Annotated in this window: 10 protein-coding genes; 6 read left to right on the top strand and 4 right to left on the bottom strand. The window is 69.9% G+C overall.

Translation table 11 applies throughout. The annotated features are described in order from the left end of the window. Positions 1-69 precede the first annotated feature (69 nt). The gene (locus CLM62_RS19750; RefSeq protein WP_257003942.1) at positions 70-972 is read right to left on the bottom strand and encodes a carbohydrate ABC transporter permease; all 903 of its coding nucleotides are present in this window, start codon (positions 970-972) and stop codon (positions 70-72) included. A gap of 110 nt (positions 973-1,082) precedes the next feature. Next, positions 1,083-2,375, bottom strand: coding sequence for an extracellular solute-binding protein (locus CLM62_RS19745; RefSeq protein WP_095751221.1), 1,293 nt, complete (start codon positions 2,373-2,375; stop codon positions 1,083-1,085). A 480-nt stretch (positions 2,376-2,855) separates the two neighbouring features. On the opposite strand from CLM62_RS19745, the gene CLM62_RS19740 reads away from it, so the two are divergent. Further along, on the top strand, positions 2,856-4,808 hold the full coding sequence (locus tag CLM62_RS19740) for an APC family permease (RefSeq protein ID WP_095751220.1): 1,953 nt from the start codon (positions 2,856-2,858) through the stop codon (positions 4,806-4,808). Positions 4,809-4,849: 41 nt separating this feature from the next. On the opposite strand, the gene CLM62_RS19735 is transcribed toward CLM62_RS19740, so the two are convergent. Beyond that, positions 4,850-5,458, bottom strand: coding sequence for a DUF1707 domain-containing protein (locus CLM62_RS19735; RefSeq protein WP_095751219.1), 609 nt, complete (start codon positions 5,456-5,458; stop codon positions 4,850-4,852). A gap of 132 nt (positions 5,459-5,590) precedes the next feature. Here CLM62_RS19735 and CLM62_RS19730 point away from each other — a divergent pair, with 132 nt between their 5' ends. From CLM62_RS19730 to CLM62_RS19710, 5 genes are all read left to right on the top strand, one after another. Then, positions 5,591-5,986 carry a molybdopterin-binding protein gene (locus CLM62_RS19730; protein ID WP_095751264.1) on the top strand — a complete coding sequence of 132 codons (396 nt, stop codon included), beginning with the start codon at positions 5,591-5,593 and terminating at the stop codon, positions 5,984-5,986. Between the two features lie 160 nt (positions 5,987-6,146). Then, the gene (gene modA, locus CLM62_RS19725) at positions 6,147-6,977 is read left to right on the top strand and encodes a molybdate ABC transporter substrate-binding protein (protein ID WP_095751218.1); all 831 of its coding nucleotides are present in this window, start codon (positions 6,147-6,149) and stop codon (positions 6,975-6,977) included. Beyond that, positions 6,974-7,825, top strand: coding sequence for a molybdate ABC transporter permease subunit (gene modB, locus CLM62_RS19720; protein WP_095751217.1), 852 nt, complete (start codon positions 6,974-6,976; stop codon positions 7,823-7,825). Before modA ends, modB begins: the two co-directional genes overlap by 4 nt. Positions 7,826-8,307: 482 nt before the next feature. Continuing rightward, a complete protein-coding gene (locus CLM62_RS19715) occupies positions 8,308-9,396 on the top strand; it encodes an ABC transporter ATP-binding protein (protein WP_095751216.1) in 1,089 nt (362 codons plus the stop codon). A gap of 65 nt (positions 9,397-9,461) precedes the next feature. After that, entirely contained in the window at positions 9,462-9,881 is a 420-nt protein-coding gene (locus tag CLM62_RS19710; RefSeq protein WP_095751215.1) for a molybdopterin-binding protein, read from the top strand. Between the two features lie 17 nt (positions 9,882-9,898). Here the strand turns inward: CLM62_RS19710 and gcvP are convergent, their stop codons facing one another. Beyond that, entirely contained in the window at positions 9,899-12,784 is a 2,886-nt protein-coding gene (gene gcvP, locus CLM62_RS19705; RefSeq protein ID WP_095751214.1) for an aminomethyl-transferring glycine dehydrogenase, read from the bottom strand. Positions 12,785-12,862 lie beyond the last annotated feature (78 nt).

Genomic DNA, 12,862 nt, shown 5'->3' with positions numbered 1-12,862 from the left:
CGCCGACGGCGACGAGGACGACGTGGACCGGGAAGGTCTTCCCGCGCTTTCCGCTGGGGGAATTGGTCGTCACTTGCCGCCTCCTCGCATGGTCGTGGTGGCCCCTTCGAGGTCGCGGCGGAGCACGAACCGCTGGTAGGCGAGGGCGAAGACGAGGCTGATGCCGAACATGACCACGCTGATCGCGCTGGCGTAGCCGACCTGATAGCGCTTGAAGCCGTACTGGAACATGGTCACGGCCATCGTCTCGGAGTGGTGGTCGGGGCCACCCGCGGTGGTCACCCACACCAGGTCGAAGAGCTGGATGGAGCCGATGACGGACAGGAAGACGCTGATGCGCAGGGTGGGTGCGAGCAGCGGCAGGGTGACATTGCGGAAGCGCTGCCATGCGTTGGCACCGTCGATGAGCGCCGCCTCGGTCAACTCGGCCGGGATGGACTGGAGTCCGGCCAGGTAGAGCATCATGTGGAAGCCGAAGTACTTCCAGGTCATGACGAGGAAGAGGGTCGCCATCACGGTGGAGGGATCGGCGAACCACTCACCGCCCAGCCCGTCCAGGCCGATGCCGCCCAGGATCCGGTCGGCGAGGCCGTCGTCCGGGGCGAAGATCATGCTGAACAGCACACCGGTGATGGCCTCGGACAGGACGTACGGCGCGAAGAACAGCATCCGGTAGACGGCCCGGCCGCGCACCTTCTGGTTGAGCAGGACGGCCATGGCCAGAGCGAACGGCAGCTGGAGGGCGAGCGACAGCAGCACCAGGACCAGGCAGCGCCACAGGTCGCCCAGGAAGACCTCGTCCTGGAAGAGCCGGGTGAAGTTGTCGCCGCCGATGTAGTCGGAGGGCATGCCGAAGCCGCCCCAGCGGAAGAAGGCGGCGTACAGGGCGAACAGGATCGGCAGCAGCACCAGGACGCCGAACAGCACCAGGGCGGGCAGCTGGAAGCCGACCGCGGTGAGCCAGTTCAGCATCCGCCGCCGGGCCCGCCCCCGGGCTCTGCCTGCGGCCGGGGGCGGGGTGTCGAGGTCGGGGCCGGTCCGTTTGTCCGGCAGGAAGGTGGGGGTCGTGGAGGACACGTCGGTTACTGCTCTTCCTTCGCGGTCTTGCTGATCGACTCGGTGACCTGCTCAGGGGACTTGGAGCCGGCGATGAGCGCGGCCACGCTGTCGTTGACCTCCTGGCCGAGCGCGGGCGCGTAGGCCTGGTCGAGGTAGAGCTGGAAGCCGGTGGCACCCTTCAACTGCTTCTGTACGGCCTGGAGGTTGGGGTCGGTGAGGGCGCTCTCGGCGGCCGGGACGACCGGGAGGACGCCGGTCTTCTTGACCAGTTCCAGGTCGGTCGCCTCGGAAGCGAAGAACTTCAGGAAGTCGACGGCCGCCTGCGGAGCGCCCTGGCGCAGGGCGTGCCCGCCGCCCCCGCCGAACACCTCGGTGATGGCGCCCTTGCCGCCCTCGACGGCGGGGAACGGGAAGAAGCCGAGGTCGTCGCCGAGGCCCTTGCCCTGGTCCGCCTGGACGACCGGGGCCCACTGGCCCATGAGTTCCATCGCCGCCTTGCCGTTGCCGACGGTGGCGGCCTGGCCGTTGGGGGTGGAATAGGCGGCGCCGAGGAAGCCCTTCTGGAACGGCTGGAGGTCGACGAGTTCCTGCAGGTGCTGTCCGGCCTGGACGAAGTCGTCGCCGGTGAAGTCCTTGTCGTCGTTGGCCTTCTGCAGGGCCTCGGCACCCGCCGTGCGCATCGCGAGGTAGGCCCAGTAGTACATGCCGGGCCACTTCTCCTTGCCCGCAAGGGCGAGGGGGGTGATGCCCTTGGCCTTCAGCTTGTTCACGGCGTCGAGGAAGCCGCTCCAGGTGGTCGGGGGCGTGCTGACGCCCGCCTGCTGGAAGAGCGCCTTGTTGTACCAGAAGCCGATCATGCCGATGTCGAACGGGATGCCGTACACCTTGTCGTCGAGCAGGTACGGCTCCCTCGCGACCGGCAGCAGCCCCTCGGCCCAGTCCTTCGTCCGGTCCGTGAGGTCCTCGACGAGCCCTGCGTCGACCTGCTGCTTCAGGACGCCGCCGCCCCAGGTGTGGAAGATGTCCGGCAGCTTCCCGGAGGCGGTCAGCGCTGTCATCTTCGACTTGTAGGCGTCGTTCTCCAGCTGGACGATCTTTATCTTCACCTTGGGGTTCTGAGCCTCGAACTTCTTGGCCAGTGCGGCCCAGACGCCCTTCGTGGGCTCGGTGGTGGAGATGTTCCACCACTCGACGGTGGTCGTCCCCGACGACCCTCCGTCCGAGTCGCCGCCGCAGCCGCTCAATGCCGTCATGCTCAGACCGGCCGCGGCGGACGCCGCCAGGAAGCCGCGGCGGGACAGTGCCGGGTCGCCCATGTTGCGCTCCTTGGGTACGGGACGGCGCGTCTGCGGCCGTCCGCTGGACCGAAAGTTTCGGGATTGATCCAGAAAGGTTCGTTGTTGCCGCACCCTAGAGACAGCTGCCAAACGGTGGCAACCCCTTGTACGCGGGGAATGTTGAGGGAGTCCGTCGCCAACTTGTTCCGGCGAGCCCCGGCTTGACGGTTCCTGCTTCACGGACCCGACGATGCATACGCGAGCGGTTGGCGAAACTTTCGTCTGACAGGGCGAACGTTACGAAGCGACACTGCACCCGCCGATGGACCTTGGACGCGACGGAGTCACGTAGGCCGGCTGCGCCGAGAACAACCGGACCCCTCGGCCAGTCTTAACGCAAGCTTGACGCGCTCACCCCCTTCATCCACAGGCCCGAGTGTCACTCTCCGCTTACGCTGGTCGCGCCGTACGCGTGGGGACCGCAGCCACACGCTGAGCCGCACCCCAGGAGCACGCCCGATGGCCACCACCGAACAAACCGAGACCAGTCGCCTGCGCTCCTGGATGCTGGAGGGCCTGTCCGACATGGGCAAAGGCGGCGGCCACCAGGGACCGCACGCCACACCGGAACCCGCGCACGAGGGCCAGCCCTGGTGGCGGGTCATGTGTCTGACCGGCGTCGACTACTTCTCCACCCTCGGCTACCAGCCGGGCATCGCGGCCCTCGCGGCCGGCCTGCTGTCACCCATCGCGACCATCGTCCTCGTGATCGTCACCCTGGCGGGCGCCCTGCCCGTGTACCGGCGCGTGGCCGAGGAGAGCCCCCGCGGCGAGGGCTCGATCGCCATGCTGGAACGGCTGCTGTCCTTCTGGAAGGGCAAGCTGTTCGTCCTCACCCTGCTCGGCTTCGCCGCGACCGACTTCCTGATCACCATCACGCTGTCGGCGGCGGACGCCTCGACCCACCTCGTCGAGAACCCGCATCTGACCAGCGTCCTGCACGACCAGAAGCTGCTGATCACCCTCGTCCTCGTGGCGCTGCTCGGCGCGGTGTTCCTCAAGGGCTTCCTGGAGGCGATCGGCGTCGCCGTCGCGCTCGTGGGCGTCTACCTCATGCTGAACGTCGTCGTCGTGATCGTCGGCCTGTGGCACATCGTCACCGCGGGCCATGTCGTCACCGACTGGTCCAGCGCCCTGACCGCCGAACACGGCAACGTCTTCGTCATGATCGGCGTGGCTCTGATCGTCTTCCCCAAGCTGGCGCTCGGCCTCTCCGGCTTCGAGACCGGCGTCGCCGTGATGCCGCACGTCAAGGGCGACGCGGGCGACACGGAGGAGCGACCGCTCGGCCGTATCCGGGACACGAAGAAGCTGCTGACCGCGGCTGCCCTGATCATGAGCGTGTTCCTGATCGCCACCAGCTTCATCACCACCCTCCTGATACCGGAGAAGGAGTTCGAACCGGGCGGCAACGCCAACGGCCGCGCGCTGGCCTACCTGGCGCACGACTATCTCGGCAACGCCTTCGGCACGGTCTACGACATCTCGACGATCGCCATCCTCTGGTTCGCCGGCGCCTCCGCGATGGCCGGGCTGCTCAACCTGATGCCCCGCTACCTGCCCCGCTACGGCATGGCCCCGCACTGGGCCCGCGCCGTGCGCCCCATGGTCATCGTCTTCACCCTCGTCGCCTTCCTGGTCACCTGGATCTTCGACGCTGACGTCGATGCCCAGGGCGGCGCCTACGCCACCGGCGTCCTGGTGCTGATCAGCTCCGCCGCGATCGCGGTGACCATCGCCGCCCGCAAGGCCGGCCAGCGGAACTGGACCATCGCGTTCGCGGTGATCTCGGCGGTGTTCCTCTACACGACGGTGGTGAACGTCATCGAGCGCCCCGACGGCGTGAAGATCGGCGCCTGCTTCATCGCCGGCATCATCCTGCTCTCTCTGCTGTCCCGGCTGGCCCGCGCCTTCGAGCTGCGCGTGACCAGCGTGACGCTGGATGACATGGCGGAACGTTTCGTCAGGGACATGGCCAGCCGCAAGATACGGTTCATCGCCAACGAACCCGACCAGCGGGACAAGGCCGAGTACCGCGACAAGATCGAGCAGATCCGGCAGGACAACGACATCCCCGGGGAGGACTTCGTCTTCGTCGAGGTCACGGTCCTCGACCCCTCCGAGTTCGAGGCGGGCCTGACCGTGCGCGGCGAGGTCCTGCACAACCGCTACCGCGTCCTGACCCTGGAGTCCTCCTCCATCCCGAACGCCCTGGCCGCCCTGCTCCTGCACGTCCGCGACACGACCGGCTGCACCCCGCACATCTACTTCGAGTGGACCGAGGGCAACCCCTTCGCCAACTTCCTGCGCTTCTTCCTCTTCGGCCAGGGCGAGGTCGCCCCGGTCACCCGAGAGGTCCTCCGCGAGGCGGAATCGGACCGGGTCCGCCGCCCGCGCGTCCACACGGGCTGAGCGACGCACCCCGCCAAGCCCTTGAGCCGGGGGCGAGCCTTTCAGCCACGCACCGCCCTCCTGCCGAACCCGCGCCGCGGCGGACGCACCAGGACCTGCCCGAAACTCAGCTCCCCGGTGACCTCGACACGCAACACGACAGGGGCATCGGACAGGGCCGCTCGACGCGTCTTGATCTTGGCGTAGTTCGTCACCAGCGCATCGGTGTCCACCACGACGCCCGGCCGGGTCACCAACATCAGGGCGCCGCCGCGCATGTCGAGGTCGATGCGCAGGGTGTCGTACGTGATCACGGCCTCGGTGAAGTCCAGCGTGACCTCGCCCCAGTCGGAGTGGATCTCCATCCGCCGCGGCACCACCCAGCCCTCGCCGCGCCGCGCCGAAGCGCCCTTCTGTTCGATCCGGACGACGTCCTTGGCCTCGACGGCACCCCCGTCCGCCACCGACGGCAGGTCCACCGTCAGAGCGGCCAGTTCACCCATCGTGCGCGCGGACAGCGCGCCCTCCAGACGTTCGTCGAGCTCCTCGGCGGTCAGCCGGCCGTCGCCCGCGGCAATACGCAGCACGTCCACGACCCGGTCGCGGTCCGCATGCGAGGCCCGCAGGCCCGGTTCCGGCGAAACACCGATGCTCAAGGATTCTCCGGCCATGGCTTCACCCCGATCTCCCGGGCGTCTGTACGGACACCCCTCCTCTCGACAAACTAACGCTATATCGCGTCATACTCAACAACGGCCACCCCCTCATGACCGTTCCCCTCCGGCGCGCCTATGGTGACCGGCATGCAGTCCTACACAATCGGCCAGGCGGCACGGCTGCTCGGCGTGAGCCCCGACACCGCGCGCCGCTGGGCGGACGCCGGCCGGGTGGTGACCCACCGCGACGACAGCGGGCGGCGGCTCATCGACGGGCGGGACCTGGCCGCCTTCTCGGTGGAACTCGCCAAGGCGCAGAGCTCCGACGAGGACACGCCGTACACCTCCGCCCGCAACGCATTCCCCGGCATCGTCACGGCGATCAAGCTGGGCGACGTGGCCGCCCAGGTCGAGATCCAGGCCGGCCCCCACCGGCTGGTCTCCCTCCTGACGCGGGAGGCCGTCGAGGAACTCGGCCTGGAGGTCGGCATGGAGGCCACCGCGCGCGTGAAGTCGACGAACGTGCACATCGACCGCGCCTGAACAGCAGCCCTCCATAGAAACGCACATGCATACCGCCACTGCCGCTCACACCTGCTCATGCGATGCCACAGCAGACTTACGCCTCGCATATGCGGAAGTATGATCGGTGCACCGGAGGGGTCCGACGGCCTCCTCCCCCACCGACCAAGGGAGTGGCCCCGTGACGACCCGTTCCGCGCACCGGACCCGCCGGACCCTGCGGGCGGCCTGTGCGGGAGCCGCCGCGCTCCTGGCCCTGAGCGCCTGCTCCTCCTCGACCGATTCGTCCGACTCTCCCGACGCGGGGTCCGGCGCCGCCGGCTCCTCGGCGAAGCTGTCCGGCACGGTGACCGTCTTCGCCGCCGCCTCGCTCCAGGAGAGCTTCAGCAAGCTGGGCAAGGAGTTCGAGAAGAAGCACCCGGGCACGAAGCTGGTCTTCAACTTCGGCGGCAGCGACACGCTCGCCGCGAGCATCACCGGCGGCGCCCCTGCCGACGTCTTCGCCGCGGCCAGCACCAAGACCATGGCGATCGTGACGGACCAGAAGGACACGGTCGAGACGCCGGCCACCTTCGTCCGCAACCAGCTGGAGATCGCCACCCTGCCGGGCAACCCCGACAAGGTCTCCTCGCTCAAGGACCTCACCAAGTCGGGCTTGAAGGTCGTCCTGTGCGACAAGACCGTGCCGTGCGGCTCCGCCGCCCAGACGGCCCTGAAGGCCAGTGGCCTCGAGCTCACGCCGGTCTCGTACGAGCAGGACGTCAAGAGCGCCCTGACGAAGGTCGAGCTGAAGGAGGCCGACGCCGCCGTCGTCTACAAGACCGACGTGAAGGCGGCGGGTGACAAGGTGGAGGGCGTGGACTTCCCCGAATCGGCCGAGGCCATCAACGACTACCCGATCGCCCTCCTCAAGAACGCCCCCAACCCCACCACGGCGAAGGCCTTCATCGAGTTGGTGAAGTCCGCCGAGGGCCAGAAGGTCCTGACCGAGGCGGGGTTCCTCAAGCCGTGACCGGATCCGGCAAGACCGACACCGTCGCCCTGGAGGGTGGGCCGCGTCGGCGTCTCCGGGCGGGCGGTGGCCGAGGGGTGCCGTTGCCCCTCCTGGTCCCCGCCCTCGCAGGCCTGGCCTTCCTCCTCCTGCCGCTGATCGCCCTGCTCGTACGGGCCCCCTGGCGCAGCCTCCCCGAGCAGCTGACCAGCGCCGAGGTCTGGGAGGCGCTGCGCCTGTCCCTGGTGTGCGCCACGGCGGCGACCGCACTGAGCCTGGTCATCGGCGTCCCGCTGGCCTGGATCCTGGCGCGCACCGACTTCCCCGGCCGCGGTCTGGTCCGCGCCCTGGTGACCCTGCCCCTCGTCCTGCCGCCCGTGGTCGGCGGCGTGGCCCTGCTCCTCGCCCTCGGCCGCAATGGCGTCGTCGGACAGTGGCTGGACTCCTGGTTCGGAATCACGCTCCCCTTCACCACGACGGGCGTCGTCCTGGCGGAGACCTTCGTGGCGATGCCATTCCTCATCATCAGCGTGGAGGGCACCCTGCGCGCCGCCGACCCGCGCTACGAGGAGGCCGCCACCACGCTGGGCGCCTCCCGCTTCACCGCGTTCCGACGTGTCACGCTGCCGCTGATCGCTCCGGGTATCGCAGCGGGCTCGGTACTGGCCTGGGCGCGGGCGCTGGGCGAGTTCGGGGCGACGATCACCTTCGCGGGCAACTTCCCCGGCCGTACGCAGACCATGCCCCTCGCGGTCTACCTGGCCCTGCAGAACGACCCGGCGGCCGCGATCGCCCTCAGCCTCGTGCTGCTCGCCGTGTCGATCGCGGTCCTGGCGGGGCTACGGGACCGCTGGGTCACAGCGTCATGAGGGCCGGCCGTACGACCCCACCGACAACCGACACCGCAAGCCACCGCCACCCACGCGCACCCGACACGCCGTCAGGCGACGCGAAGCCGTGCCGCCCAGCCACGCCGTCAGGCTGCGCCCAGCCCCAACGACCAGCGACCCCATCAGGCTCCGCCCAGCCACGCCCCCCAGCCACCCCCGCCAGACTCCGCCCAATCGCAACGCCCAGCCACCCCGCCACGCTGCGCCCAGCACAACCCCCACCAGGCTGCGGGCAGTCGTGCCGCTGGGCCGTCACGGGTGGGCGCAGGCGGCACCCCGCCGGCGCCGGGCCGCGCGACCCACTCCCGGCTCACACCCACCCCACTCACGCACGAACACGGCCCACCGAAACCCCCGGCACCAACACCGTCCACGCAACGCACGTACGAGGCGCCTCCCAGCCCCCCCGCTCCCGGCACCCCGCCCCGCCACAACCAACTCCACTCCAGGACCCGCACCCCATGACCGACCTCGACGACACCGCAGCCAACGCCCCCTGCGAGCACACCCGCGAAGGCCTCGACGCCCGCCTCGTCGTAGACCGCGGATCCTTCCGTCTGGACGTCGGTCTCGCCGCCGCCCCCGGCGACGTCGTAGCCCTCCTCGGCCCGAACGGCGCCGGCAAGACGACCGCCCTGCGCGCGCTCGCCGGTCTGGTCCCACTCACCGGCGGCCATCTGCGCCTCGACGGCACCGCATTGGACCGTACGCCACCCGAATCCCGCCCCGTCGGCGTGGTCTTCCAGGACTACCTGCTCTTCCCCCACCTCACCGCCCTCGACAACGTGGCCTTCGGCCCGCGCTGTCACGGCGCGACCAAGTCCGAGGCCCGTGCCCAGTCCGCCGAGTGGCTGGACCGTATGGGCCTCGCCGAACACGCCGGCGCCAAGCCCCGCAGGCTCTCCGGCGGCCAGGCCCAGCGCGTGGCCCTCGCCCGAGCCCTGGCCACCCGCCCCCGCCTGCTCCTCCTCGACGAACCGCTCGCCGCCCTGGACGCCCGCACCCGCCTGGAGGTACGGGCCCAACTCCGCCGCCACCTGGCCGAGTTCGAGGCCGTCGCCGTCCTGGTCACGCACGACCCGCTGGACGCCATGGTGCTGGCCGACCGGCTGGTGGTCGTCGAAAACGGCCGGGTCGTCCAGGAGGGCACGCCCGCCGACATCGCCCGCCACCCCCGCACGGACTACATCGCGCAACTGGTCGGCCTGAACCTCTACAAGGGCCAGGCCGACGGCCACACCGTCCGGCTCGACGCCGGCCCCGCCATCACCACCACGGAGGACCTCGCCGGCCCGGTCTTCGTCGCGTTCCCCCCGGGAGCCGTGACCCTCTACCGCGACAGGCCGACCGGCTCCAGCGCCCGCAACCTCTGGCGCTGCGAGGTCGCCGGCCTGCAGACCCACGGCGACCAGATCCGCGCGGACCTCGCCGGCGAACTACCCCTCGCCGCCGACCTCACCACGGTCGCCGCGGCCGAACTCGACCTGCGTCCGGGCGCACCGGTCTGGGCGACGGTCAAGGCGACGCAGACACACGCATACCCGGCATAAGCCCTGACGACGGCTACGGTGGGGCCCCGGAACCCCGGACCACCCCCATCCTCAGCGAGGCCCCCATGAGCCTGAGCATCCGCAATCAACTTCCCGGCACCGTCACCGCCATCACCCCGGGCGAGGTCATGGCAACGGTCAAGGTCCGCCTCACCGGCGGCCAGGACCTCACCGCGGCCATCACCCGGGAGGCCGCCGAGGACCTCGGCCTCGGCACGGGGTCGGTCGTACGCGCCCTGGTGAAGTCGACGGAGGTCTCCCTCGCCACCGCCCCGGTCGAGGGCCTGTCGATCCGCAACCAACTTCCGGGCACGGTCACCGACATCGCCACCGGCGGCGCCATGGCGACCGTCAGGATCGGCATCTACGACAGCGAACTGACCGCCGCGATCACCAACGACGCGGTCACCGACCTCGGCCTCTCGACGGGCGTCCCGGTGGTCGCCCTGATCAAGTCGACCGAGGTCGCACTGGCGACCACCTGACGGCCAACAGTCGTCCGTCAGTCCTCGTACGCGTCCAGCGGCGGGCAGGAGCAGACCAGGTTCCGGTCACCGAAGGCCTGGTCTATACGGCGCACCGGCGGCCAGTACTTGTCCGCGGCCGAGACACCGGCCGGGAAGACGGCCTCCTCGCGCGTGTACGCGTGCTCCCACTCGCCGCCCAGCGCGGCGGCGGTGTGCGGGGCGCCCCGCAGCGGGTTGTCGTCCGCGGGCCATGCGCCGGAGCCGACCTTCTCGATCTCCGCTCGGATGGCGATCATCGCCTCGCAGAACCGGTCCAGCTCGGTCAGGTCCTCGGACTCGGTCGGCTCGATCATCAGCGTGCCGGCCACAGGGAAGGACATCGTCGGCGCGTGGAACCCGTAGTCGATGAGCCGCTTGGCGACGTCGTCGACGCTCACGCCGGTCGCCTTGGTCAGCGGCCGCAGGTCGATGATGCACTCGTGTGCGACCAGCCCGCCCGGACCGGTGTAGAGCACCGGGTAGTGCGGCTCCAGCCGCTTGGCGATGTAGTTCGCGCTGAGCACCGCCACCTGCGTGGCCCGCTCGAGCCCCTCGCCGCCCATGAGCCGCATATACGCCCACGAGATCGGCAGGATCCCGGCGGAACCCCACGGCGCGGCCGAGATCGGCCCGACCCCCGTCTCGGGACCGGCGGCGGGCTGCAACGGGTGGTTCGGCAGATACGGCGCCAGGTGCGCGCGCACCCCGACCGGGCCGACGCCCGGACCGCCGCCGCCGTGCGGGATGCAGAAGGTCTTGTGCAGGTTCAGGTGCGAGACGTCACCGCCGAAGTGCCCCGGCTTGGCCAGCCCCACCAGGGCGTTGAGGTTGGCCCCGTCGACGTACACCTGCCCGCCCGCCTCGTGCACCTGGGCGCAGATGTCGGCGACATGCTCCTCGAACACCCCGTGCGTCGACGGGTACGTGATCATCAGCACCGACAGCTCGTCGCGGTACTGCTCGATCTTCGCCCGCAGATCCTCGACGTCGATCTCGCCGTCCTCGGCGGTCTTCACGACGACGACCTTCATCCCGGCCATCACGGCGCTGGCGGCGTTGGTGCCGTGCGCGGAGGACGGAATCAGACACACGGTCCGCTGCTCGTCCCCGTTGGCACGGTGATATCCGCGTACGGCGAGCAGCCCGGCCAGCTCACCCTGCGACCCGGCGTTGGGCTGCAGCGAGACCTTGTCGTATCCGGTGACCTCGGCGAGACGTTCCTCCAGCTCGCGGATGAGCGTGAGGTAGCCCTGCGCCTGCTCGGCGGGGGCGAAGGGGTGCAGCTGCCCGAACTCGGGCCAGGTGACCGGCTCCATCTCCGTGGTCGCGTTGAGCTTCATGGTGCAGGAGCCCAGCGGGATCATGCCGCGGTCGAGCGCGTAGTCGCGGTCGGCGAGGCGACGCAGGTAGCGCAGCATCGCGGTCTCGGAGCGGTGCTGGTGGAACACGGGGTGCGCGAGGTACTCGTCGGCGCGCAGCAGCGCGCCCGGAAGAGCCTCCTCCGTCCCCTCGTCGAGCGCCTCGATGTCGCCCTCGACCCCGAACGCGGTCCATACGGCGCCCAGCTGGGCCCGCGTGGTGGTCTCGTCGCAGGCGAGGGACACGTGATCGGCGTCCACGAGACGCACGTTGACGCCGTTCTCGCGCGCGGCGGCGACGATCTGGGCGGCCTTTGAAGGCACCCGAACGGTCAGCGTGTCGAAGTAGGAACCGTGCACGACCTCGACCCCGCCGGCCCTCAGCCCCGCCGCGAGGAGCGTGGCGTACCGGTGGGTGCGCCGCGCGATGGTCTTCAGGCCCTCGGGTCCGTGGTAGACGGCGTACATGCCGGCCATCACGGCGAGCAGCACCTGCGCGGTGCAGATGTTGCTGGTCGCCTTCTCCCGGCGGATGTGCTGCTCACGCGTCTGCAGGGCGAGTCGGTACGCCTTGTGCCCGTCGGCGTCCACGGACACGCCCACGAGCCGTCCGGGCAGGCTGCGCGCGAACTTCTCCCGCACGGCCATGTATCCGGCGTGCGGCCCGCCGAATCCCATCGGCACGCCGAACCGCTGGGTCGTCCCGACGGCGATGTCCGCACCGAGCTCACCCGGGGACTTCAGCAGCGTGAGCGCGAGCAGATCGGCGGCGACGGTGACGAGGGCACCGAGCTCATGGGCCTGCTCGATGACGGGCTTGATGTCGCGTACGGCACCGGAGGCGCCCGGGTACTGGATCAGCACGCCATTGATCTCACGGCCGGCGATCTCGGCCGGAATGCCCTCGCTCAGGTCGGCTACGACGACCTCGACTCCGGTCGGCTCGGCACGCGTCTCGATCACGGCGATGGTCTGCGGCAGTGCGTCCGCGTCGATCAGGAAGAGCCCCCGCTTGTTCTTGCCCATGCGCCGGGACAAGGCCATGGCCTCAGCCGCCGCTGTCCCCTCGTCGAGCAGCGAGGCACCGGAGGTCGGCAGTCCGGTGAGGTCGGCGACCATGGTCTGGAAGTTCAGCAGCGCTTCGAGCCGCCCCTGCGAAATCTCGGGCTGATACGGCGTGTAAGCCGTGTACCAGGCCGGATTCTCCATCACATTGCGCAGGATGACGGGCGGGGTGAAGGTCCCGTAGTACCCGAGGCCGATCATGGAATCGAGGACCTGATTCCGGTCCGCCAGCGAGCGCAGCTCAGCCAGCACCTCGGCCTCGGTGCGCGCGCCCGGCAGGTCCAGGGCATCGGCGTTCTTGATCACGTCCGGCACCGCGGCGGCGGTGAGCTCGTCGAGCGAGGCGTAACCGACCTGGGCGAGCATCTTCGCCCGTGCTTCCTGGTCAGGCCCGATGTGGCGCTGTTCGAAGGGGATTCCCTGCTCGAGCTCGGAGAGCGGAATGCGGTGGGCGGTCATTGCGGAGGCCTCCTGGTCTGACGCGACCTTCGAGGGGCACCACGGCGCGGGTGCCCGGACGGCCTCCCCCTCTGTCAT

The sequence above is a fragment of the Streptomyces sp. SA15 genome (assembly GCF_002291145.1).
Taxonomy (GTDB): Bacteria; Actinomycetota; Actinomycetes; order Streptomycetales; family Streptomycetaceae; genus Streptomyces.
Note: the sequence above shows the minus strand (reverse complement) of the source record. Positions and strands in the feature narration are given on the sequence as shown.